The organism is Actinokineospora cianjurensis (genome assembly GCF_003663795.1).
Taxonomy (GTDB): domain Bacteria; phylum Actinomycetota; class Actinomycetes; order Mycobacteriales; family Pseudonocardiaceae; genus Actinokineospora; species Actinokineospora terrae.
Genome location: NZ_RCDD01000001.1, coordinates 508,068 through 531,060 on the forward strand (window position 1 = coordinate 508,068; position 22,993 = coordinate 531,060).

The 22,993-nt window shown below is 70.4% G+C and carries 24 protein-coding genes and 1 tRNA gene; 7 read left to right on the forward strand and 18 right to left on the reverse strand.

The window, feature by feature from the left end:
- Nucleotides 1-6: 6 nt before the first annotated feature.
- The 11 genes from CLV68_RS02330 to CLV68_RS02380 form a co-directional block, all read right to left on the reverse strand.
- The gene (locus CLV68_RS02330) at nt 7-1,293 is read right to left on the reverse strand and encodes an aldehyde dehydrogenase family protein (protein ID WP_121388954.1); all 1,287 of its coding nucleotides are present in this window, start codon (nt 1,291-1,293) and stop codon (nt 7-9) included.
- Nucleotides 1,290-2,288 carry a proline racemase family protein gene (locus CLV68_RS02335; protein WP_121388955.1) on the reverse strand — a complete coding sequence of 333 codons (999 nt, stop codon included), beginning with the start codon at nt 2,286-2,288 and terminating at the stop codon, nt 1,290-1,292. Before CLV68_RS02335 ends, CLV68_RS02330 begins: the two co-directional genes overlap by 4 nt.
- A gap of 1 nt (nt 2,289) precedes the next feature.
- Nucleotides 2,290-3,198 (reverse strand): dihydrodipicolinate synthase family protein, encoded by a 909-nt coding sequence (locus CLV68_RS02340; protein ID WP_121388956.1) that lies wholly within the window; start codon nt 3,196-3,198, stop codon nt 2,290-2,292.
- Nucleotides 3,195-4,475 (reverse strand): NAD(P)/FAD-dependent oxidoreductase, encoded by a 1,281-nt coding sequence (locus CLV68_RS02345; protein ID WP_121388957.1) that lies wholly within the window; start codon nt 4,473-4,475, stop codon nt 3,195-3,197. Before CLV68_RS02345 ends, CLV68_RS02340 begins: the two co-directional genes overlap by 4 nt.
- Complete coding sequence (locus CLV68_RS02350) at nt 4,472-4,714, reverse strand: (2Fe-2S)-binding protein (RefSeq protein WP_121388958.1); 243 nt, start codon at nt 4,712-4,714, stop codon at nt 4,472-4,474. Before CLV68_RS02350 ends, CLV68_RS02345 begins: the two co-directional genes overlap by 4 nt.
- Nucleotides 4,705-5,829 carry an NAD(P)/FAD-dependent oxidoreductase gene (locus CLV68_RS02355; protein ID WP_425454837.1) on the reverse strand — a complete coding sequence of 375 codons (1,125 nt, stop codon included), beginning with the start codon at nt 5,827-5,829 and terminating at the stop codon, nt 4,705-4,707. The genes CLV68_RS02350 and CLV68_RS02355 overlap by 10 nt, the downstream gene beginning before the upstream one ends.
- Before the next feature lie 54 nt (nt 5,830-5,883).
- The gene (locus tag CLV68_RS02360) at nt 5,884-6,471 is read right to left on the reverse strand and encodes a helix-turn-helix domain-containing protein (RefSeq protein ID WP_121388960.1); all 588 of its coding nucleotides are present in this window, start codon (nt 6,469-6,471) and stop codon (nt 5,884-5,886) included.
- A 71-nt stretch (nt 6,472-6,542) separates the two neighbouring features.
- Nucleotides 6,543-6,632: transfer RNA gene (locus CLV68_RS02365), tRNA-Ser, on the reverse strand.
- 104 nt (nt 6,633-6,736) lie between these two features.
- On the reverse strand, nt 6,737-6,952 hold the full coding sequence (locus CLV68_RS02370) for a CsbD family protein (protein ID WP_092786104.1): 216 nt from the start codon (nt 6,950-6,952) through the stop codon (nt 6,737-6,739).
- A 74-nt stretch (nt 6,953-7,026) separates the two neighbouring features.
- Entirely contained in the window at nt 7,027-7,497 is a 471-nt protein-coding gene (locus tag CLV68_RS02375; RefSeq protein ID WP_121388961.1) for a nucleoside deaminase, read from the reverse strand.
- Nucleotides 7,494-7,979, reverse strand: a complete 486-nt coding sequence (locus CLV68_RS02380) for a tRNA adenosine deaminase-associated protein (protein WP_092786239.1) — start codon at nt 7,977-7,979, stop codon at nt 7,494-7,496. The genes CLV68_RS02375 and CLV68_RS02380 overlap by 4 nt, the downstream gene beginning before the upstream one ends.
- Before the next feature lie 77 nt (nt 7,980-8,056).
- Here CLV68_RS02380 and CLV68_RS02385 point away from each other — a divergent pair, with 77 nt between their 5' ends.
- From CLV68_RS02385 to CLV68_RS02395, 3 genes are all read left to right on the forward strand, one after another.
- The gene (locus CLV68_RS02385; RefSeq protein WP_121388962.1) at nt 8,057-9,280 is read left to right on the forward strand and encodes a M20 metallopeptidase family protein; all 1,224 of its coding nucleotides are present in this window, start codon (nt 8,057-8,059) and stop codon (nt 9,278-9,280) included.
- A gap of 30 nt (nt 9,281-9,310) precedes the next feature.
- A complete protein-coding gene (locus tag CLV68_RS02390; protein WP_121388963.1) occupies nt 9,311-10,288 on the forward strand; it encodes a prephenate dehydrogenase in 978 nt (325 codons plus the stop codon).
- A 112-nt stretch (nt 10,289-10,400) separates the two neighbouring features.
- Nucleotides 10,401-12,341: a fibronectin type III domain-containing protein gene (locus CLV68_RS02395; RefSeq protein ID WP_147459860.1), complete on the forward strand. Its 1,941-nt coding sequence runs from the start codon at nt 10,401-10,403 to the stop codon at nt 12,339-12,341.
- Here the strand turns inward: CLV68_RS02395 and CLV68_RS02400 are convergent.
- From CLV68_RS02400 to CLV68_RS02415, 4 genes are all read right to left on the reverse strand, one after another.
- Nucleotides 12,338-12,967: a putative glycolipid-binding domain-containing protein gene (locus CLV68_RS02400; protein WP_121388965.1), complete on the reverse strand. Its 630-nt coding sequence runs from the start codon at nt 12,965-12,967 to the stop codon at nt 12,338-12,340. The genes CLV68_RS02395 and CLV68_RS02400 overlap by 4 nt on opposite strands.
- Nucleotides 12,964-13,164: an antitoxin gene (locus CLV68_RS02405; protein WP_121388966.1), complete on the reverse strand. Its 201-nt coding sequence runs from the start codon at nt 13,162-13,164 to the stop codon at nt 12,964-12,966. Before CLV68_RS02405 ends, CLV68_RS02400 begins: the two co-directional genes overlap by 4 nt.
- 72 nt (nt 13,165-13,236) lie before the next feature.
- On the reverse strand, nt 13,237-15,123 hold the full coding sequence (locus CLV68_RS02410; protein WP_121388967.1) for an FUSC family protein: 1,887 nt from the start codon (nt 15,121-15,123) through the stop codon (nt 13,237-13,239).
- A 67-nt stretch (nt 15,124-15,190) separates the two neighbouring features.
- Nucleotides 15,191-16,402, reverse strand: coding sequence for a thioester domain-containing protein (locus CLV68_RS02415; protein WP_170224040.1), 1,212 nt, complete (start codon nt 16,400-16,402; stop codon nt 15,191-15,193).
- Between the two features lie 284 nt (nt 16,403-16,686).
- Here CLV68_RS02415 and CLV68_RS02420 point away from each other — a divergent pair, with 284 nt between their 5' ends.
- A complete protein-coding gene (locus tag CLV68_RS02420; RefSeq protein WP_147459861.1) occupies nt 16,687-17,487 on the forward strand; it encodes a DUF8017 domain-containing protein in 801 nt (266 codons plus the stop codon).
- Here the strand turns inward: CLV68_RS02420 and CLV68_RS02425 are convergent.
- Nucleotides 17,484-19,136, reverse strand: a complete 1,653-nt coding sequence (locus CLV68_RS02425) for a DUF885 domain-containing protein (RefSeq protein WP_121388970.1) — start codon at nt 19,134-19,136, stop codon at nt 17,484-17,486. The genes CLV68_RS02420 and CLV68_RS02425 overlap by 4 nt on opposite strands.
- A 119-nt stretch (nt 19,137-19,255) precedes the next feature.
- Here CLV68_RS02425 and CLV68_RS02430 point away from each other — a divergent pair, with 119 nt between their 5' ends.
- A complete protein-coding gene (locus CLV68_RS02430; protein WP_121388971.1) occupies nt 19,256-19,708 on the forward strand; it encodes an SRPBCC family protein in 453 nt (150 codons plus the stop codon).
- Here the strand turns inward: CLV68_RS02430 and CLV68_RS02435 are convergent.
- The gene (locus CLV68_RS02435; RefSeq protein ID WP_246009636.1) at nt 19,705-20,178 is read right to left on the reverse strand and encodes a GbsR/MarR family transcriptional regulator; all 474 of its coding nucleotides are present in this window, start codon (nt 20,176-20,178) and stop codon (nt 19,705-19,707) included. The genes CLV68_RS02430 and CLV68_RS02435 overlap by 4 nt on opposite strands.
- A gap of 62 nt (nt 20,179-20,240) precedes the next feature.
- Between CLV68_RS02435 and CLV68_RS02440 the strand changes: the two genes are divergently transcribed.
- Together CLV68_RS02440 and CLV68_RS02445 are read left to right on the forward strand one after the other, a co-directional pair.
- On the forward strand, nt 20,241-21,140 hold the full coding sequence (locus CLV68_RS02440; protein WP_121388972.1) for an ABC transporter ATP-binding protein: 900 nt from the start codon (nt 20,241-20,243) through the stop codon (nt 21,138-21,140).
- Nucleotides 21,137-22,729 (forward strand): ABC transporter permease, encoded by a 1,593-nt coding sequence (locus tag CLV68_RS02445; RefSeq protein ID WP_121388973.1) that lies wholly within the window; start codon nt 21,137-21,139, stop codon nt 22,727-22,729. The genes CLV68_RS02440 and CLV68_RS02445 overlap by 4 nt, the downstream gene beginning before the upstream one ends.
- Before the next feature lie 43 nt (nt 22,730-22,772).
- Here the strand turns inward: CLV68_RS02445 and CLV68_RS02450 are convergent, their stop codons facing one another.
- Nucleotides 22,773-22,964: a hypothetical protein gene (locus CLV68_RS02450; RefSeq protein ID WP_121388974.1), complete on the reverse strand. Its 192-nt coding sequence runs from the start codon at nt 22,962-22,964 to the stop codon at nt 22,773-22,775.
- Nucleotides 22,965-22,993 lie beyond the last annotated feature (29 nt).

The window sequence follows — 22,993 nt, forward strand, 5'->3', positions numbered from 1 at the left end:
CAGGGACTATCGGGACAGCTGGACGGTGCGGCTGAGGGTGTAGAACGCGGCGGCGGCCTTGCCCTGCTCCTTGCCGCCGTAGCCGGAGCCGCGCTCACCGCCGAACGGCAGGTGGAAGTCCACGCCAGCGGTCGGCATGTTGACCTTCACCAGCCCGGACTCGCACCGCTCCACATAGGACACCACAGCGGTCAGGTCCGCGGTGTAGAGCGAGGTGACCAGGCCGTAGTCGGTGGCGTTGGCCAGCGCGATCGCGGCGTCGACGTCGGCGACCTCGGTGAGGGTGGCGATGGGGCCGAACACCTCCTCGCGGTCGAGCCTGCTGCCGGGGCCGACCAGGGTCGGCCGGACGAACCAGCCGTCGGCGTCGAGCACCGCGCCGCCCGCCTCGACCACCCGGTCCCTGGCGGCAGCGCTGATCACCGGCCCGACGGCGGTCGTCGGGTCGGTTGGGTCTCCCACTCGCAAGGTGTCCACGGCGGATACGAGCGCTTCCCGGGTACCCGAACCCACGACTATCACCCGTTTGGTGGCCGTGCACTTCTGACCGGCGAAGCCCATGGCGGCGTACGCGATGTCGGTGGCCGCGCGGTCGAGGTCGGCGTCGGGCAGCATGATGGCCGCCGAGAGGCCGCCCATCTCGCACTGCGCCGGGATGCCCCGTCCGGCGGCGGCGATGGCCACCTGGCGACCGACGCCACCCGATCCGGTGAACGACACGACATCGGCCGAGTCGACCAGGGCGGTCCCGACCTGGGGACCGCCGGGGACGACGGCGAACAAGCCGTCCGGCAGGTGCCCCTCGACGATTTCGGCGAGCCGCAGCGCGCACGCCGTGGCGTCCGGGGACGGCTTGATCACGGCGGCGTTGCCGAAGGCGAGCGCGGGGGCCGCCTTCCAGACCGGGATGGCGACGGGGAAGTTCCAGGGCGTGATCAGACCAGCGACACCTCGCGGCCTGCGCACGGTGAAGAACAAGCCGCCGGGGTAGGTCTCGCCGATCGGGTCGTACGCCTGCTGCGCGTAGTAGCGGAAGATCGCGACAGCGCGGGCGACCTCACCCTTGGCCTCGGTGATGGGTTTGCCCACCTCCCGCACGATCAGCTGGGCCAGGTCGGACCCGGCAATCGCGTCCGCGATCGCGTCGAGAGCAGCCGCACGAACAGCGGGGCCGGTAGTCGCCCACTCTCGTTGAGCGGTACGAGCACGTGCGACAGCGCCAACGACGTCCCCCTCCGGAACGTCGATCACGACGTCGTCGGGCGACTGCGGCGAGGTGGACACGATCCTCACAGGACGAACCCCCTAGGGAACGGGTCGGTGGGGTCGAGCATGTACTGGGCTGTACCGGTGATCCAGGCGCGCCCGGTAACGGTAGGCACAACAGCTGTCGTCTCGCCCACCTTCGTCGACCGCACCAGCCTGCCGACGAAGTGGGTACCGAGTAGGGACTCGTTGACGTAGTCCTGATCGAGGTCGAGTTCGCCGCGAGCGTGGAGTTGGGCCAACCGCGCGGAGGTACCCGTACCGCAGGGAGAGCGGTCGAACCAGCCAGGGTGGATCACCATGGCGTTGCGGGAACCGCCGTCCGCGCGCGGCGCGACGAGCTGCACGTGCTTGCACCCGCCGAACGCCGGGTTCTCCGGGTGCGCGGGCCGGTTGGTGGCGTTGATCGCGTCCATGATGGACAGACCGGCGGCGAGCATCCGGTCCTTCTCGGCCCGATCGAAGGGGATACCCAGGTCGGCGATGGGCAGGATCGCGTAGAAGTTGCCGCCGAAGGCCATGTCGTAACGGACCTGGCCGAGGCCGGGTACGTCGACGGTCGCGTCCAGCTCGACCGCGAACGACGGTACGTTCTCGATGGTCACCGATTGCGCGCGGCCGTCGCGCACGGCGACCCTGGCCTCGACCAGGCCCGCGGGGGTGTCGAGCTTGATGACCGTCTCCGGCTCGGCGACCTCGACCATCCCGGTCTCCACCAGGACCGTGGCCACGCCGATGGTGCCGTGCCCGCACATCGGCAGGCAGCCGGACACCTCGATGTAGAGCACGCCCCAGTCGGCGTCGGGCCTGGTCGGCGGCTGGAGGATGGCGCCGCTCATCGCCGGGTGGCCGCGCGGTTCGTTGACCAGGAACTCGCGCAGGTGGTCGAGCTCGGCCATGAAGTGCTCGCGGCGCTCGGCCATGGTGTCGCCGGGGATGACGCCCACGCCGCCGGTGATCACCCGGGTCGGCATGCCCTCGGTGTGCGAGTCGACCGCGTGCAGGACGCGGGTGGAGCGCATGTCAGGCCGCCTGCACTGCGTCGACCGCGCGGCGCATGTCGGCCTCTAGCGCCGACAACTGCTCCGGGGAGAGCGGCCCGCGCGGCGGTCGGCACTGACCGCCGAACCGGCCGACCATGTCCATGCTGTGCTTGATGGCCTGCACGAACTCGGTTCGCGAATCCCAGCGGAACGCGGCGACCATCGGCTCGTAGAGTGCCCGCGCCTCGGCCACCTTGCCCTGGAGCGCGAGCTCGTAGAGGCGGACGGACTCGACGGGGAAGACGTTCGGGAACCCGGCGAACCAGCCGGTGGCACCCATCAGCAGCGACTCGAGGACAACGTCATCCGCTCCCGCGACCACGGTCAGGTCCGGCGCGGCCTCGCGGATCTCCAGCACCCGCCGGACATCCCCGGAGAACTCCTTGATCGCGACGACGTTGTCGATCTGGGCGATCTCGGCCACAAGAGCGGGCGTGAGGTCGACCTTGGTGTCGATCGGGTTGTTGTAGACCATGACAGGTAGACCTACCGACGCCACGGCCGCGAAGTGCTCGATGACCTCGCCGGGGTTGGCCCGGTACATGGTCGGCGGCAGGCACAAGACACCGTGAGCACCGTCTTCGGCCGCGACCTCAGCCCAGTGCTTCGCCTGGTGCGCACCGACGCCGTGCACGCCGACGACCACGATGCCGTTGTCGCCCACGGCCTCGATCGCGGTCCTGGCCACCTCACGGCGCTCGGCGTCGGTGAGCGAGGAGTACTCGCCGAGGGAGCCGTTGGGGCCGACACCCCGGCAGCCGCTCTCGACCAGCCACCGGCAGTGCTCGGCGTAGCGGTCCAGGTCGGGGCGCAGCCCGGCGGGCGCGGCGTCGTCGGGGGTGTAGGGCAGGGCGGTGGCCACGATGACGCCGTCGAGACGCTCGGTCACAGGTCCTCCTCTGGCAGGGATGCGAGTTCGGCCAGCCGCAGCGGCGTGGCGATGGGGCGGCGTTGCAGGTCAGCGGGGGTGAAGAAGGTCCGCCGGTCGCCCGAGAGGGCGGTGGCGATGTCCACGGCGGCACGGGCGCAGGTCCGGCCCTGGCACAGGCCGAGGCCGATCCGGCTGGTCAGCTTGAAGGTGCGCGTACCGGAGGCGTCGAGGTCCACGGCCGCGCGGAGGTCTTTGTACGTGACCTCTTCGCAGCGGCAGACCAGGGTGTCGTCGGTCAGCCAGGTGTGCCAACCGGAGCGGATCGGGTGGGCATCGGCTAGAGCGGCGGCGAACCTCCGGCCACTACGCACCTTGGCCAATGCCTTCGCGGGGCAGGAGCCTCTTGCGGCTGCTGCGCCAGCTACCTCACCTTCGGCAGCCGCAAGGTCGGCCCCACCGATACCGGTGACCTCACCTGCCGCGTACCAACCTGGAACTGAGGTAGCACCGGTGTGGTCCACCTGGACGAATCCGTCGGCGAGGGCGCAACCGGCGGCGACGGCCAGTTCGAGGCGTGGCGTGAATCCGTGGCCGACGCAGACGGCGTCAACCGCGACTCGCTCTTGGCTTCGGATGGTCCAATCGGGATTCAGCTTGGCCACTGTCACGGCGTTGACCCTGTCTTCACCTTGTGCGGCAACGACTGCTGTTCGGGGGCGCCACACCGCGCCTAGGCGAAGGGCATAGCCGAGCAGTTCAACGAGCTTCGCCGGGCTCGCGGCGCGCGGGCGTCCGAGCCATCCCAGACCGGTGTTGGCGTCGCAGATCCGCAGCACGTCAGCACCAACGGCTTTGAGCGACTCCGCGACCGGTAGCAGGAACGGGCCGGTGCCTGATACCACGACTCGTTGACCAATGGCGATCTTCTGGCCCTTGGCAAGCGCTTGTGCTGCCCCAGCGGTGTAGACCCCGGGAAGGTCCCAGCCCGGGAACGGCACTACGCGGTCGTGCGCTCCGGTAGCGAGAACCACGGCATCGGCGTTCAGAGTCTCGCCGGTGCGGCTTGGGCTATCCGCCGGGCCAGTGCGTACGTGCAACCGCATGCCCTCTATGGCCCAGACGGTGCTGTTGGCCAGGTGGCGGACCTTCGGATCAACCCGCTGCGGGTCACCTCGGTGGAACTGGCCACCGAGCGTCGGTTCGCTGTCGACAAGTACCGTGTACGCGCCTGCCCCGGCTGCTGCGCGCGCCGCCGCCAGGCCCGCGGGACCGCCTCCGATCACGACTACCCTCACGGCCCCTCCGTGCGGATGTCGTCGCCGTCGACCAGGAGTCGTTGGCAGGCGCGCACATCAGCGACGCCGTTGACCGTCACGAGGCAGTCGAAGCACACACCGATCCCGCAGAAGACGCCGCGCGGCCTGCCCTTGAGGCGGGTTGTCCGCCACGACGTGCGACCGGCGGCCAGCAGCGCGCCCGCCACGGTCTGCCCCGGGGCTGCCTGGCTCGGCACGCCGTCGATGGTCACACGCATTCGAGCACCCCCGGTCGGTCCACTCGGAACGGTGTCGGGTCCAGGTGCGGAGTCGCGCCGGTGAGCAGCTCGGCGAGCAGGGCACCGGTGGCGGCGGCCAAGCCGATGCCCGCGCCCTCGTGTCCGGTCGCGTGCCAGAGACCTGGGATGCGCGGATCGGCTCCGATGACGGGTAGGTGGTCCGGTGCGTAAGGGCGGAAACCGCCGTAAGCACGCATGACAGGGACATCCGCGAGCGAGGGGAACAACGCGACGGCTTTGCGCGCCAGCTCCCGTAGGACCCGGATGCGGATGGACTCGTCGAACCCGACCCGCTCGCGGCTGGACCCGATGAGGATGGTGCCCGCCGCCGTCGACTCGACGACCGTTGACGTCTGGAGGTCAGCGTCACCGCTGGCGACAGCGCCTACGTAGTCGGCGTCGTAGACCTTGTGATGGACAGTGGGCGGCAACGGCGCCGTCACAAGAACCATCCCGCGCCGGGGAGCGATCGCGATAGGCGCACCGAGTGCTCGCGAGACCTCTCCAGACCAGGGGCCGCAAGCGTTGACGACGTGGTCGCAGGCGATGACGCCCTCGGACGTGTGGACGCCCCTTGCGTCTAGACCGACAACAGTGACACCCGGGCGCAAGACGCCACCACGGCGTCGAACGTTCGATAGAAGTGCCTGCGCCGCGAGGACTGGCTGGACTTGAGCGTCCTGCGGGTAGTGGACGGCAGCGGTCACCCGTGTCGTCAGGTGCGGTTCGCGTTCCAGCGCCTCGGCCGGGGTGATCCACCGCGCGTCGACACCGGCTTCCCGCTGCACGGCGGCGAAGTGCGCCAGCGGCGCCGGGTCACCGGTGGCGACCACTAGACCGCCCTTGGGATCCCACTCGATGTCAGTGTCTCCGACAAGCGCAGGCCAGCGGCTTAGAGAGGACAGGGCCAGGTCTAGCTCCGGACCGGGTTCCTTGTCGGAGACCAGGATGTTGCCCTCACCCGCGGCACTGGTCCCGGAGGCGAGCGGTCCGCGGTCGAGCACGGTGACGCGGAGGCCGGCAGCCGACAGCGCGTCGGCACACGCGGCACCGATCACCCCGGCGCCCACCACGACCACATCCACGGCCCGCACTCCCATCGTTCATTGAAGTGAACGACCTGAGCGTAAGCAGCGCGGGCGGAGCGGTCAATCCCCGTGTACCCCGATGGCGGGCCGATCCCCGGTGGCGGGGTACTCGAGCAGCAGGATCGAGGTGACCGGACCGTCGACAGCCGAGTACACGTGCGGGCCTGCCGCCGGGAAGCACACGTAGTCGCCCGGCCCCACCTCGTACGGGTCCGTCGGCGGCCCCACGCGCAGCACACCCTCGGTAACCAGCACGTGTTCCCGCCCGGTGTGCCCAGGCGAGTACTGGGTCTCCCCCGGTCTGACCCGCTGGTCGTAGACCTCGACCACGGTGTCGGCCAGGTCGAGCCTGCGCACCATCCGCAGGTCGACGGCGGTCCCGGAGAGCACCTCGACCTCGGCGCCGCGCACCAGCACGACCTCCGACTCGGCGGGGGCGGTCAGCAGGCCGGACACCGGCACCCCGAGGGCGTTCGACAAACTGAACACCGTTTCGATGGTCGGGTTCCCGGTCCCGGACTCCAGCTGCGACAACGTCCCCTTGGCGATCCCCGACCGCCGCGCCAACTCGGACAACGACAGGCCGCCCAGTTCACGCAGTGCGCGCAGGTTGTCCGCAAGCACCTGCCCCGCCTGCCTGCTCACCACGCGACCTCCTGGACCACCTGTGCTGAGAAACGACAAGAGGACCGGTCAGTGTTGACCGGCCCTCTTAGTCTTGGCGGTGGCGGTGGGATTTGAACCCACGGACGGGGTGAACCGTCACGCGCTTTCGAGGCGCGCTCCTTCGGCCGCTCGGACACGCCACCGCGCGTGAGAGTACTAGACGCCACGATCGCGGCAAGAACGGGATCCCCGAACAAGAACAGGCCCGCCTCCCGGGGGATAGGAGGCGGGCCTGTGACCTCGGGTGTTACCGCCGGTCGCCGTTCAGGCGCTCCTTGGCGTCGTGCACTGCACCGGCCACCTTGTCGCGCGCCGTGTGGCCCGCTTCCTTCGCATGACCGCTGACCTGGTCTGCCTTGCCGGAGTTCTCCAGGTCGCGGTTGTCGGTGGCCTGGCCGAGCTTCTCCTTGACCTCGCCGATCACCTGTTCGGCCTTGTCCTTGGCCTTGTCGAACACGCTCATCGCCATTCCTCCGTTTCGCTCGCACCAGTGGGGTGTCCGTTCCCGGCGAGAACCCAACGGCAATGTGACGCAAGTCACTGCTTGCGCTTGGCGGCGAAGAACCCGGCGACCAACTCGGCGCACTCGGCCTCGAGCACACCCCCGACGACCTCCGGCCGGTGACCGAGCCGCCGGTCCCGGACCACGTCCCACAATGAGCCAACAGCGCCGGTCTTGGGCTCCCAGGCGCCGAACACCACCCTGGCCACCCTGGCCAGCACGGCCGCCCCGGCGCACATCGCGCACGGCTCGACCGTGACCGCGAGCGTGCAGCCGGTCAGCCGCCAGCCGTCGCCGTGGACGACGGCGGCGGCGCGCAGCGCGATCACCTCGGCGTGCGCGGTCGGGTCGCCGAGCGCCTCCCTGGCGTTGCACGCTGCCGCCAGCGCGGTGCCGTCCGGCCCGAACACGACCGCGCCGATCGGCACGTCGCCGGTCGCCGGGGCCGCGCGGGCGGCGTCGAGCGCGGCGCGGACGAGTCTGTCCAGGTCAGCGCCGGTGCTCACTGCAGGATGGTGTCCAGGTGCTTGGTCAGCTCCGCCGCGAACCCGCACCGCTGGGCGATCATCTGCAGCTGCTCGTCGGGGTACAGGTCGACCTCGTCGATGATCACCTGCAGCTCGGGGGCGGGCAGCCCGAGATCGGCCAGGATGTCGAGCGAGCCCTCCGGCCACACCTCGTCCTCGTCCTCCGGCGGGTCGACCCGCAGCAGGTCGAGCGCGTCGGCGGCGATGTCGTAGTCCAGCGCGGCCGCGGCGTCGGACAGCAGCAGCGCGACCCCGCCAGGGCTGGGGCGCAGGACGACGAAGAACTCGTCGTCGACGGCCAACAATCCGAATACCGCCCCGGTGGAGCGGGTCTTGCGCAGCTCGGTGATCGCGGCATCGAGTTCACGCAGGGCGATGTTGTCCATCTGATCGCACCGCCACTTGCCGTCCTCGCGGATGACAGCGACCCCGAAGCCCGGTACCGGCTCCTCTCCCGACATGCACACACCGTATTCCGCTAGGAGGTCACCCGGAAGAAGCAGTCCCCCATACCGGCGCGCGATGACACTATCGAGAAATGACGAACCAGTCTCCGTTGGCGGGCGACCCCCGGTTCAGCGGGTTGCTCGACGCCGCCCACGCGCTCCAGCCGAACACGGTCGCGCTGCGCAGACAGCTCCACCAGCACCCGGAGCAGGGCCTCGCGCTCCCGCACACCCAGGCCGCCGTCCTGGCCGCGTTGGACGGCCTCGACCTGCGGGTGCACACCGGGGACGGGCTCGGTTCGGTCATCGGCGTGCTCGACGGCGCGCGCCCGGGTCCCACGGTGCTGCTGCGCGGGGACATGGACGCGCTGCCGCTGCAAGAGGACACGGGGCTCCCCTTCGCCTCGCAGGTCGACGGATCGATGCACGCCTGCGGTCACGACACCCACGTGGCGATGCTGGCCTCGGCGGCCCGGTTGCTCGCCGACCGCCGCGACGAGTTGGCGGGCACCGTCGTGTTCATGTTCCAGCCGGGCGAGGAGGGCCACTACGGCGCGAAGTTCATGCTCGACGAGGGCGTGCTCGACGTCGCCGACCGGCCGGTGGACCGGGCGCTGGCGCTGCACATCACCTCGAAGGAGACCTCCGGGGTGCTGCGGTGCAGGCCGGGGCCGATCATGGCGAGCGCCAACTCGTTCACCATCCGGATCACCGGCAAGGGCGGCCACGCGTCCAACCCGTCCGACGCGGTCGACCCGGTACCCGCCGCCGCGGCCATGGTCGGCGCCCTGCAGACGGTCGTGACCAGGCGGATCAGCGTGTTCGAGCCGACCGTGCTGACCATCGCACGGATCACTGCGGGCACCACGTCGAACATCATCCCGGAGACCGCAGAGCTGGAGGGCACGCTGCGCACGCTGTCCGAGGCGTCGCGGGCCACGATGCTGGCCGAGATCCCGCGGGTGTGCGCGCAGATCGCGGCGGCGCACGGGTGCACTACGACCTTCGAGGTCGACGCGGGCTACCCGGTGACGATCAACGACGACGAGGTCGCCGCGCGCGTGCACGACATCGCGGGCGCCACGCTGGGGGCCAGGCACGTCAACCCCATGACGAACCCGCTCATGGGCGCGGAGGACTGGTCTTACGTACTGCAGCGCGTTCCGGGCGCGATGGCGTTCCTCGGTGCGTGCCCACCTGGGGTGGATCCGGGCGACGCCGCACCGAACCACTCCAACCGGGTCCACTTCGACGAGTCAGCGCTACCGCATGGAGTCAGCACTTACGCAGCGTTCGCTCTAGACATGCTGCGCTGACAGGTGATCCATACGGCACAATCCGGCTACATGCGATCCGTGTGCGTGGTCGGGTTGGGGCTCATCGGCGGTTCCGTCCTGCGGGCGGCCGTGGCGGCTGGGCGGGACGTGTGGGGGACAGCGGGCTCATCGGCGGACGCGCAGGGCGCGATCGCCGAGGGGTTCACCGTCCTCGACGTGGACGCGGCGCTGCGCCGGGCCGCGGAGCAGGACGCGTTGGTGGTGGTCGCGGTGCCGCTGCCCGCGGTCGACGCCGTGCTGCGCAAGGTCGGTGACCTGGCCCCGGAGAACCTGCTCACCGACGTGGTGAGCGTGAAGGGGCCGGTGGCCGACGCGGTCGCCAAGTACGCGCCGTCGACCCGCTTCGCGGGCGGGCACCCGATGGCGGGCAAGTCGGAGTCGGGGTGGCAGGCGAGCACGTCGACCCTGTTCACCGACGCGGCGTGGGTGGTGACCGCCGACGAGGAGACCGCGCTGCCCGCGTGGCGCGAGGCCGCCCAGCTCGCGCTGGACTGCGGTGCAGGCGTGGTGCCGACGACCACGCTGGAGCACGACGCCGCGGTCGCGCGGATCTCGCACCTGCCGCACGTGCTGGCCGCCGTCCTGGGCGCTGTGGGCGCCGATGGCGGGCCGCTGGCGCTCGCCCTGGCCGCCGGGTCGTTCAGCGACGGGACGCGGGTGGCGGGCAGCAGGCCGGAGCTGGTGCTGGCGATGTGCGAGGGCAACCGGGCCGCGCTGCTGGACGCGGTCGACGAGGCGCTGGGCAGGCTCGGCGCCGCCCGCGGCGCGCTGGCCTCAACGGGCGCGCTCGGCGCCACCGTGCAGGCAGGGCACGCGGGCAGGGTCACCTACGACGCGTACCGGTCGGCGGGGCGCGCGCAGGCGATGGTCGACCTGACGGGCGCGGACCCGATGGAGGAGCTACGGCTGGTCGGGGCCCGCGGTGGGCGGGTCGTCGGGTTCGACGGCGACTTGGCGGCGGTAGCGCTACCCGTGCTGGCCGACTGAGGTATCGGCTCGGCAACGAATCGGCAAGGGGCCGCTGAACGACGCCTACGTTGGGCCGGTGGATCTCCCGGGACCATTACCAACGCCGGTTCGACCGAACCGGGTGCGCCGGTTGGCGGCCATCGCGGCGGGCTTGGCCGTGCTGGTCGGGGCGGTCCTTGTGCTGCGTACGCCGCCAGAGGACAAGGCAGCACCAACGACGGTGCAGGTCCCACCGGCGCAGACGACCGTCAAGCCGTTCGCCGCCGAGGGCGTCATCGTGCCGCGTCCGGCGGAGAAGCCCAAACCCCCGGCGGCCATCAAGGTCACTCCTGGCCCACAGCGCCTCCAGCTGCGGTGGGGGCCGGATGAGCCGAAGGGCGCAGCGGGCTACGACGTGCGTTGGGGTCGCATGGGGACGATGGAGTTCACCCGCTTCGTTGCCTATACCGGCGCGCAGTTGGACGCCCTCGACAACAACACCGCCTACGACATCGAGGTCCGCACGGTCGACGCTTACGGTCAGCGGTCCGAACCGACCAAGACCAACGCGACGCCGCTAGAGGTAGCGGACGATCCGCCCTGGTCGTTCAACGATCGGTTCACCTCCCGCGTCATTCCCGACCCGGTCAAGTGGACGCTGGCCAGCAGCAACGGCTGCGGTAAGGCCACCAGCGGGGAGGGCGAGGACGGTCGACGGCTCGTGATCAGCGCGAAGTGCGGGACCGACCCGGTCGCGCTGCGGGCCCGGCCGCCGTTCCGGCTCCGGGACACCCCCGTGAACGGCGAGTACGGGCGGCTGGTGGTCGAGACCGACCACGTCGGGCTGGGCGGCGTGCTGCACCTCGACCTGGTCCCCGGCCCGGCGGACCTGATCGACGGTTCGCCGAACGGCCCCAGCGCCACACCGCACCCGGCGGGCGTGGCCACAGACGACCCGACGCTGCCGCCGGGGACCATCCGGGTGTGGATCGCGGGCCAGGGCGCCTCGACCGACGTGGGCGTTCTGGTCGCCCCCGGGACTCCGCGCACCACGCGAGGCGGCGGAGTCACCGCGCCCAAGCCGCCGGAGATCGGGTTCACGGTCCGCTGGGAAGTGGTCTTCAGTGAGTCCGGTGTGCAGGTGCTCCAAGACGGCGTTGTCGTCGGTGCGAGTGATGTGGTCCCGACGTGGCGAGAAGCTACGGCGCTGGTGGGGTTCACCGGCCCGGCCAATGTCTACGCGGCGGTCAACCTTGTCGGGTTCATCGGCGCACCTACGACCGTCCCGGTCCTCGTAGTGCCGCCACCGATCGACCCTGGTCGCATCGTCGTGAGCCCTGACGCGCCGCTGTCGACGTCCGCGTCCGGCACCCAGGTCAAGGGGACCCGCGGCGGACAAGTACGCGCGGTGCTGGTCCCGCAGAACCGTCCGGGCGACGCGACTACGGACACCTTCAGCATCGAGATCGGTGGCGCCATCTTCCCCGCTAGACCTGCCGTCGCCGGACAGCCCATGTCCCGGGGTGTGCGCTATCCGATCGTGGCTGACGTGCCGCCGGAGGCACTCGTGCTGGCCGCTGGCGGCAAGACGCTGCCTCTGCGGGTGCGAGGGCCACTCCACCAGGGCCAAGCAGCGACGAACGTCATCAACGTCGCGTTGGAGCTAACCGCGCCCGAAGGAGCTGTCTCACCTGCGGCCGGTAGCGGTACCGACCTGCCTTTGCCCCGACCCAGGCCCGCGTTGGCCGAGCCGAGCGGGACGTTCCTGGACGCGGCGGGCAAGGCGATCCCCGAGGGCACCGAGGTCCGGGGCGGGCGCGTGGTGCTGGAGGTGCGCACCGACGGGCTCGACGGCCAGCGGGTCGCCGGGCGGCTGGCGAGCCTGGCCGGGATCGAGGTGCGGCTGGACGGCCAGCGGATCGCGGGGATCCCCACCACCGTGGACGGACCCGGCGTCGGCGGCCGGTGGACGCTCGCGCTGCCTACCGGCGGGCTGAACGCCGGTAGGCACACCGTCGAGGTGAAGGCCATCGGGGTCGACGAGAAGGCGATCCCCGGGTTGGCCTACGCGTCGTTCCAACTGGCCGGTTAGACGCGGGTCGCGACACCCGGGTAGTCCAGGACCACGCCCTCGGGGTCCACCGTCAACTCGGTGCTGAACTCGCCCTGGGTGAACGCGATGACCGCGCCGCGCTCGTCGACGGAGACCGTGCGGAAGGTCTGGTCGACCAGCCTGACCTGCAGGTCGGGCAGTGACACGTGCACGACCGGGATCTCGAACTCGCCGGGGGTGCGGTGCAGCCCGAGCCGCCGGATCGGCAGCGTGGCGAAGGTGACCGCGCCCGCGACGTGCACGGTGACCGACCCGCCGAAGTTGTCCCTGGCCGAGGTGTGGCCGTGGTCGACGAGCCAGGTGCCGTCCTCGGCGCGGCTCAGCGAGATCTGCCGCTCCTGCTCGGCGGTGGTCGTGCGGAGCAAGAGCCTGCCCGCCTCCTCACCGCGGTCGAGGGATGCCTCGTAAGAGGCGCTGTACGCCTCTACGCCCGCCGAACGGTCGGCGGCGACGATGAGCCTCCCGGACGCGCGGAGCCTGCCGTCGGCGAGCAGCAACCGAACCGACTCGAGTGAGGTCGGCTCGGTGCCGTGCCAGGTGACCACCGCGGGGTTGCGCAGCCGGGCCGCGGTCTCCGCCCGCTCGGTCGAGGTGGGTGAGCTCACGCCTGGTCGCCCTGGGTCTGCGGCTTGTCCGGGATCAGGTCCTGGACCTTGTCGACGACGGCGTCGACCTGCGCGTCGTGGCCGAACTTGCCCTTGACGAACTCGCCCGCCTTCTCGACGCCCTGCTCGATCTTGTCCCCGTGCTGCTCGACCAGGTTCTCCGCCTGCTGCTTCAGCTGGTTGAAGTCGATGCCCATGTTGCTCCTCACGCCAAGCTGGAAGGTTACCCAACCGATCCAGCAGTGCCCACTGCCAAACAATCAAGATACCTACTCCGGCACCGGCGTTCGACGCCCTCTGGCAAGTACCGGTCCGCGCAGGGTGGCGTTCACCGAGGTCAGCTCGCCGACCACCCGGTCAAGCCGGTCGTCGTCGGGTAGCGCCGCCCGCTTGGGCGCCCGTTCGCCGCGCACGGCCTTCCCGGCTTCCCTGACCGCCGCGGCGATGGCCTTGGTGTCGGCATCGGCCACCGGGTCGGCACCCCGGTCGATCGCGACGGCGACGCCGGTGACCGCGTCGGTGAGGCGCTCGAGGCCGATGATCACCGGCCACCACGCGGCGGCCTGGCGGCCTGCGGCGGAAGGCTCGACGATCGACTGCTGGAAGGCAGTCCTAAGGTCGGAGAGGGCTCGGTATGCCTGCCTGCGCAAGGTGGACTTCTCATCTGTCCTGCCTGAGAGGGCGTGTTCGAGGTAGTCGGCGATGGTGTCGAGGGTCGCCGCCAGGTCCTCGCCGACTCGGGGACGTCTAGCGCCTGGCCACAGCAAGTAGCCCACTACGAGCACGATGGCGCAACCGATGGCGGTGTCCAGCAGCCGCGCACCGACCAGGCTCCACTGCCCTGCCTGGGCGATGTCCAACTGGACCAGCACCAAGGGGGTCACGAACGTGCTGAACATCCCGTAGTTGCGAACCTGGCCGATGGGCAATGCCGCCGCCGCGACCGCCATCAACCCCACTAGGACCCAACTGGGTGGGGCTAGGGCCAGCACACCTGCACCGAGCAGCACTCCGATCGCGGTGCCGATGCCGCGCAGGACGGCCCTGCCGAACACCGACCCGAAGTCGGGCTTGAGCACGATCGCCACGGTCAACGTCACCCAGTACGCGTGCTCTAGCTCCAAGAGCCGTCCGACGGCGACCGCGAGCCCCACACACAGCATCAGGCGCAGCACGACCAGCCAGGTACGCCTGCCGAGGAGAACCCGCAGGTCCAGCCGCTCGCCCTCTTGGCGCCGGTCGGTGTCGTGGTCGCCACGGCGGAACTCGGCGACCGCGCGCAGCCCGGCGTGGAGTTGGGCGACTGCGCGGCCCTCATCAGGCGGGCTCGGCGGTTCGGCCAAGGGCTCTCGGACGCGGATCCGGTAAGCGGCGTCGAGCAGGTAGGTGGCGTACTCCGGCGGCGCCTGCTTCTTGGCGTTGACCAGCGCCACGGCTGCCTCGATGACCGGGGTGGTCTCGGTGAGAAGGACGAACAGGCGTCGGTAGGACCGGTCGCGACCGGCCAGGTGAGAGCGGACGTTGAACAGGGCGTCGTAGGCGGTGTTGAGCGCGTCCGTCAGGTCCCTGCGGGCTTGTCGTGCGGCAGCGGTACCGGAGGCGGCCAGCATCACCGCGATCTGGTCGTAGACCGCCGCCACTGCGGCTCGCTCGTGCGCCGCACCCCGGACAGGCCAGGCAGCCAGCGACAGCACCAACGCGAACGCTGCGCCCAAGCCGAAGCACCGGACAGCCAGCCACGGCTCGGCGATCTGCCCGGTCCCCAGGACGGCGAACACCAGCAACTGGAGCCCAGCCATAGATGCCGTGCTGCCTATAGCGCTGACGAGAGCCGACACGCCTGCGACCAGGACTAGTACCCACACCGCTGAGCTGGCCAGATGTGCGCCTACGAGGTATCCGACGACGCCAGCGAAGGCAGCCCAACCCGTGCGCTGGAACCTATAGGGATAAGGGCCGTCTATGTCCGCGAACACGACACACAGCGCGCCGAGGGACACGAGGACCCCCAGGTCGATCCGACCCGCGGCCAACCCGACCGCGACCGGGCCCGCGATCGAGGCGGCGGCCCGCAGACCGCGCTTCCACGGCACCGGCGCGGGCTTCTGGCTCAACAGGCCCCGCAGCCAGTGCGGTGCCGCCACGTCGTCGCTCACACCGTGACGGTAAGACGCCGATGCCCTCCCCGGCGGACCAGGGAGGGCATCGGTTCAGATCAGCTGGTTACGCGGCGCGGCGGCGGTGCCGCACGTAGAGCAGCGCGCCCGCGCCGCCACCGAGCAGGCCGAGGCCCACCAGGACGGGCAGCAGGATGGAGGCACCGGTGTCCGGCAGGCCAGGGCTGGGCTGCGGGATCGGGGCGACCGTGGTCGTCGTGGTCGGCGGCACCGTGGTGGTCGACGGCGAGGTGGTCGCGGTGGTCGACGACGACGGCGGGGTGGTCGGCTTGACCTTCCAGTCGACCTTGGCCTGGACGTTCAGGTCCTTGGTCTCGGAGTCGGCGACGATCAGCGGCTGGGCCTGGTTGCCGTTGGCGTGCGTGCCGGTGAACAGGCGGCCGAGCTCGATCACCGGGGACTTGCCGGAGATCTTCACGGTGCCGTTGCCCGCGGCGGCGCCTGCCGGGACCTCGATGTAGAACTCGGTGTCGTTCTTGATGTCGGCGGCGGTGAGCACCTTGCCCTTGTCGTCGGTGATCTTCACACCGGCGGGGAGCTGGGCCTCGAGCGCGGTGACGGTGCCGTTGGTGGTCACCTTGAACGGGCCGACGCGGTCACCGGCGGTGCCGGAGAGGGAGCCCGGGTTGACCTTGAGCTCACCGGCGGACCACGGGCCGATGCCGACGTTGGCCTCGCCGATCAGGTACTTGTAGAGCGCGAGGACGTCCTTCTCGGCGTCGTCGGCCGAGTTGCCGTCGTCCGAGACCGGGTTGCTCTCGTCGAGGTTGTACCCGTCGCTGAGGTGCCAGAGCGCGGCCTGGGTGGCCGAGACGGCCTCCTCGAGCTCGATGCCGTCGGCGTTGGTGTCGAGGCCGAGCTTGTTCAGGTCCGCGAGCGAGGCGTTCGGGTAGCCGTGGTGCAGCACCCAGTTGATCTTGTCGGCGTTGGCCTTGAACGGGGCGTTCTCGTCGGGGTAGTCGCCCCACGGCACCTCGGTCATCGCGTTGGTCGCGAAGGACCACTCGATGTCGATGCCCACGCAGTAGACGCCGAGCTTCTCGCCGCCCGCGAGCTTGAAGGCGAGCAGGTACGGCTTCACGTCCTTGGTGTGCTGGCCCTTGACCATGTTCACCGAGTAACCCTGCGCGACCGCGTCCTCCAGCGGCAGGAGCGTGCCCTTGGCGGACTCAGCCGCCGCTGCGGGGATGGCGGCGAGCGACACCGATACCGCGGCGAACGACAAGGCGGCCGTGGCCACCTTCCAACGACTCCGCATTGACTCTCCTCTGCGCACGTGAACGTCGATCCGTGAACCTGGCGCGGCACCGGCCCGACACAGCCCGCCGCCACTGACGTGCATAAAGATCGACTCACTCGATTGAGGTCGAACTGACACGTCAGCGTGGGCGGACTCTACTAAGCGCTCATTTAAACCCCACGATGGGGGTGAATCTGAGTCCAAAGTGTTGTCATACGTTCACTTGAGACGGTGACATCTACGCGGAGAGTAACCAACCGAAATGGCAATTCCCGGCTCGTCGCCCGGCTATCGTTCGCCGCGTGACCGGCTGGCAGGACGACAACAGACCCCGGCGGGCGTCCCGGGTCCCCATGGCGCTCAGCGTCGTCGCGATCGTCGCCGCGGTCGCGACGGTCGTCGTGTTGGCGCTGGTCAACCGCTCATCGGGGGACACACCGGATGAGGCGGCGGTGACGTCGACCACAGGGGCCCGACCGTCCACACCCACGTCGCGGCCGCCGACCACGACCTCGAGGCCACGCCGCACATCGACCACCGCGCCGCCGCCACTACCCGGGCGCGTGATCGACAATCCCGCCGCGCACCTGTCCTATCGCGTTCCCACCAACTGGCAGGTGGACGCGACAGCAAAGCCGACCGTGGCCGGGGTGGACTTCAGCGGTACGGCTGCCTATGGCCCCTATACCTGCGGCGGCACGGGCTACAGCAGAGCGTTCGCCACTAGTGCGACCGCGCAAAACCCAGCGGACAAGGACGTCACGGCCGAGAAAACCGCCACAACTTTCACGTCCGCGTTCGGCCGGGTCTACTTCCCCGGCGCGACAGTTGCGTCACCCAACATCCGACCGCTCCAGGTCGACGGCAAGAAGGCCGTTGTGGCTACCGCCGCGGTCACGTCGACACCGGCTGACCCGAAGTGCGCGTCGACCAAGGGCGAGGTGGCTGTCTTGGCCATCGACCTGGACAACGCCACCGACACCCGTCCCCGCGGCATCGCACTGCTGGTCGTGGCGGCAGACCTGGCAGGTGGACCTGACAAGCCCGCGCCGCTGACCGAGGCCACCGTCGAGGCGATCCTGTCCGGGGCGAGCCTGCGCTAGACCCCCGGCCAGGCGGTCACGACCTCGTCGAGCACCTTCAACGGCAGCGGACCGCCGCACAGCACCAGGTCGTGGAAGGCGCGGATGTCGAACCGGTCGCCCAGCCGCTCCTCCGCCTCGGCCCGCACGCGCTGGATCTCCAGCCGACCGACCATGTACGACAGCGCCTGCCCCGGGTAGGCGATGTAGCGGTCGACCTCGTTGCCGATCTCCAGGGCGGACAGCGGCGTGTTGGCCCGCAGGTAGTCCACGGCCTGCGCGCGGCTCCAGCCCTTGGCGTGCAGCCCGGTGTCCACGACGAGCCTGCCCGCGCGCATCGAGTCCATCGCGAGCATGCCGAAGCGGGCCACGTCGTCGGAGTACAGGCCCATCTCCTCGGCGAGGCGCTCGGTGTAGAGGCCCCAGCCCTCGGCGTAGGCGTTGACGTCGGCGAGCCTGCGCAGCAGCGGCAGCTCGGTCAGCTCCATCGCGATGGTCAGCTGGAAGTGATGGCCCGGCACGGCCTCGTGGAACGCGGTGACCTCGGCGAGGAACTTGTCGCGCTCGTGCGCGCGGTCGGTGTTGGCGTAGTAGACGCCAGGACGTAGGCCGTCGAGAGAGGGCGGCATGTAGTACGCGGCAGGGCCACCGGGGGCCTCGGCCGCAGGAACCGGCTCAACCTGGCAGCGCTGTCCGGGCAGCCTGCCGAACCAGCGCGGCGCGGCCTCTTCAGCGCGTTCGATCGCGGCCCTGGCGTGGCCGAGCAGCTCGTCGGCGTCGCGCCAGCGCAGCTCGGGGTCGGTGATCAGCCGGTGGAAGATCTCGGCCTGGTCGGAGGTGCCGAAGACGCGGGACCCGAGCTCGGCGTACTCCGCGCGCAGGCTCGCGATCACGTCCAGGCCGGTCTGGTGCAGCTCGTCCGGGGTGAGATCAGTGGTGGTGTGCACACGCGAGAGAGCCGCGTATGCCTCATCGCCGCCAGGCAGGGCACACAGACCGGGCTTGTCGTCGGGCCTACCGTGCTGGGCGATCTCGTCGGCCAAGAGCGCGCGGTACGCGGCGAACGCTGGTCGGACCACTTCGGCCACTAGGCGCTCGCGCTCGGCAGCGAAGCCGTTGTCGTCACCCGCCAGCTTCTGGGCCAGCAGCGGATCGGCCTGGAGGTCGGCGCCCAGGTACCGGTCGAGGTGCGCGATGGCGGAGTCGACCAGCTTGCGCACCGGGACCCGCCCTGCCGCCACACCGGCCCGGTGCCGCGCACCGACCTGCGCGAGGTGCTTGGGGACCTCGCGCAACCGGCTCAGGTATGCCTGTCCGCGCTCGGCGTCCGGTAGGACAACCATCGGCAGGAAGGTCAGCAGCGAGGCGGCGGGGCCGACGAAGATGTCGGAGATCGTGTACTCGACCATCCGCGCGTCGACCCGGTCGACGATGGCCTCGGCCTGCTGCTTGACGACCTTGGCGGTGAGGTCGTCCGGGTACTCGCCCGCGCGGGCCGCGATGTCCACGGCGGCGGCCCGCTGGCGCAGCCCGGCCTCCTCGGAGGCGTCGGCCAGCCGGTCGTCGTACCCGGGGACCCCGAGCAGCGTGGCGCCCAGCGGCTCGGCGGCCAGCTGCAGCTCCAGCAGTTCGTCGGCGAGCGCGAGCACGCGGTCGTCGGCAGTCGTCATGCCTGGCCCCTCATCCGGTCCGAGTCGGCGAGCGCGGCTATTCGCCCGGTGGGCAGGCTACGCCGGATCCGGGGTGGAACGATTGCGGTGTCCACAGCCCCGGCACCGGGAGACCGCCCATGGTCGAGCGCCAACGCACCTTCGCCTTCGAGATCAACACGAGCAGCAGCGCCGACGCGGCCGCGCTGTTCACCCTGGTCTCCGACGGCAGGCGGTGGTCGGAGTGGGCGCGGCCAGTGGTGGCTGAGTCGTACCTCGAACGCGAGGGCGATCCTTCACCTGGTGGTGTTGGCGCTATCCGCGTGTTGGGCCGCAAACCGGTCCTAGTGCGCGAGGAGACGGTCGAGTACGAACAGGACCGTCGGCACGTCTATGTGCTCCGCTCGTCGGCGCCGGTCAAGGACTACCGGGGAGAGGTCACGTTCATCCCGCGCGACGGCGGTGGGACTGACCTGGTGTGGCGGATCAGCTTCGTGGAACGCATCCCGGGGACCGGCCCCGTCGTGCGCGCGGGCTTGCGCACGTTCATCCAGGACCTGGCCAAGCGGCTGGTGCAGGCGGCCGAGCGCTAGCGCTGGGCGCGCCACCGCTCGGTCAGCTCGTCCATCTCCCGGCGCAGGAACTCGAAGAACCGCTGGCTGGTGGCCATCCGCCTGCCCGCGGGCGAGTCGGCGCCGAGCATCTCGGCGCCGTCGGCCATGGCCGAGGACCAGGCGGCGAGCACCTTGTCCCGGTTCATGATCGCCTCGAACCACGCCTCGTCGGGGACTGCGTAGTGGTCGCGACGCTGACCAGGATCACGGCCGCGCGTGACCATGCCGACGTGTTCGAGGTAGCGCACTGCGCCCGAGATCGCCGCCGGGCTTACCTGCAGCGCTTGGGCCAACTCGGTCGCGGTGGCCTTACCGGAGTCCGTGACCAGCAGCCGCGTGAACACCCGAGAAGGCATCCTGGGCATGCCCGCGTCCGACAGGAGCAACGCGAACCGCTCCACGTAGTGCGCCAACGGGTCTTCCGCCACTGCCTCACCCTTCCGGTCCACATCACAACGTTAGCCTGTTTCGAACGTTCACAAAGTTGTGAACTAAGAGTACGTTCTGAACCATGACAACCGCAATCTCGGTGTCCGGCCTGGTCAAGACCTTCGGCCGGACCCGCGCGCTGGACGGTCTCGACCTGACGGTGCGGACCGGGGAGGTCCACGGCTTCCTCGGCCCGAACGGGGCGGGCAAGTCCACCACCATCCGCGTGCTGCTCGGCCTGCTGCGCGCCGACTCTGGCAGCGCCACCCTGCTCGGCGGGGACCCGTGGCGCGACGCCACCGAGCTGCACCGCCGTCTCGCCTACGTGCCCGGCGACGTCTCCCTGTGGCCCAACCTGTCCGGCGGCGAGGTCATCGACCTGCTGGGCAGGCTGCGCGGCGGCCTCGACCAGCGCCGCCGCGCCGACCTGCTGGAGCGGTTCGACCTGGACCCGCGCAAGAAGGGCCGCACCTACTCCAAGGGCAACCGGCAGAAGGTGGCGCTAGTGGCCGCTCTTGCCTCTGACGTCGACCTGCTCGTCTTGGACGAGCCCACGTCCGGTCTTGACCCGCTGATGGAGTCGGTCTTCCAGGACTGCGTGCGCGAGGAGCGCGACCGGGGGCGCACGGTTCTCCTGTCCAGCCACATCCTGGCCGAGGTGGAGACCCTGTGCGATCGCGTGAGCATCATCCGCGCCGGTAAGACGGTCGAGACGGGCACGCTCGCCGACCTGCGGCACCTGACCCGCACGAGCATCAGCGCGGAACTGGCGGCCCCACCCAACGGCATCGCCACGCTGCCCGGCGTGCACGACCTGGTCGTCGAGGGCAACCGGGTCAGGTTCGACGTCGACACCCGCGAGCTCGACGTGGCGCTACGGGCGCTCGTCGAGTCCGGCGTGCGCTCGCTGACCAGCCAGCCGCCCACGCTCGAGGAGCTGTTCCTGCGCCACTACCAGGACGACCAGGCGGGCGTCCGATGACGGGCACGTGGCCGCTCATCCGGCTGGCCCTGCGCCGCGACCGGGTCATCCTCCCGATCTGGATCGTGGTCCTGAGCGTGATCCCCGGGTCGACCGTGTCGGCCTACGAGAAGCTCTACCCGACCGTCGCCGCCAGGGCCTCCCTCAACGCGGGCAGCGGCAGCAACCCGTCGGTCGCCGTGCTCTACGGGCCCGCGTTCGACCTGTCCACCCCCGGTGGCTGGAGCGCGTGGCGGTACGGCTCGTTCCTCGCGCTGTTCATCGCCCTGTTCGCGATCTTCACCGTCACCCGGCACACGCGTGCGGAAGAGGACTCGGGACGGCTAGAGCTGCTTGGTTCCGCCGTAGTGGGTCGGTATGCCGCCCTTACCGCTGGCGTGATCGTCGCCGGCGCCTCCAGCTTGCTGATCGGCGTGCTCATCGCCGCAGGTATGGCGGGTGCTGGTCTCCCCGTGGCGGGTGCTCTGACCCTCGGGTTGACGCTCGCGGGCACCGGCCTGGTGTTCACCGCGATCGCCGCTGTCACCGCGCAGCTCACCGAGTACTCCCGTTCGGCCAACGGCCTGGCGACGACGGTCCTGGGTGCGGCGTTCCTGCTGCGCGCGCTAGGGGACTCGACCCCGTCGGCGAGTTGGGTGTCGTGGCTATCGCCGTTGGCGTGGCCGCAGTGGTCGAAGCCGTTCGTGAACAACGACTGGTGGGTGTTCCTGCTGGCGATCGGCGTTGCCGCTGTCGTCGCCTCTATCGCCTACCAACTGGTTCCGCGCCGGGACATCGGCGCCGGCCTGTTCCCCTCTAGGCCCGGCCCGGCAACGGCCGCGAAGTCGCTGTCGAGCCCGCTGGGGCTCGCGTGGCGGTTGCAGCGCGGGTCGCTGTTCGGGTGGACGGCCGCCGTTGTCGTCATGGGGGTGATCTTCGGCGCTATCGCCGACGGCATCGGCGGCCTCGTGGGCGACAGCGAGCAGGTCAAGCAGATCATGGAACGCATGGGCGGGACGCAGGGTCTGGTCGACGCCTACCTGTCCGCGATCGTCGGCCTGTTCGGGATGCTCAGCGCCGTCTACGCGGTGCAAGCGGGGTTGCGGACACGGTCCGAGGAGACCGCTACCCACGCGGAGTCGGTGCTCGCGACCGGGGTCAGCCGCATCCGGTGGGCAGGTAGCCACCTGGTGTTCGCGATCGCGGGCCCGGCCGTACTGCTCGCCGCCTCGGGTCTTGCCGCAGGTCTCGCGCACGGGCTGCGCTCGGGAGACCTGGGGCACCAGCTCTCGCACACGCTCGGGGCCGCTATGGCCCAACTCCCCGCGGTATGGGTGATCGCAGGTATCGCTGCCCTGCTCTACGGGGCGTGGCCCGCGCTAGCCGTTACCGGGGCTTGGGCCGTGGTCGCGGTGTCCGTGCTGCTCGCGCTGTACGGACCGGTGATCGGTCTGGCCCAAGCGGTGCTGGACGTGTCCCCGTTTGCGCACGTGCCCAAGCTGCAACCGGGCACCACGTTCACCGCGACCCCTCTGATCTGGCTGACCGGTGTGGCTCTAGTCGCGGTCGTGGCTGGTCTAGCTACCTTCCGGCGCCGCGATATCGGATAAGGGCGACCGGGGCCGGGTGCTCGCCCGACCCCGGGCTGCCACATCACACCCGATCGGAGTCGGCCTCCACCGGCAGGTTCGCCTGCTCGCGGACGATGCGTTGGGCGAGGGCGAGCCCGGCGGCCTGGCCATCGCGGTAGGACTCGTCGGCGGTCAGCTCGCGGGCATCCCGTTCGGCCTCGGCGAGCTTGGCGAGCAGGGCGATGACCTCGACGGTGTCGAACGGTTCGGACATCGGCGTTCCTTAGCTAGTGCGGGTGACCA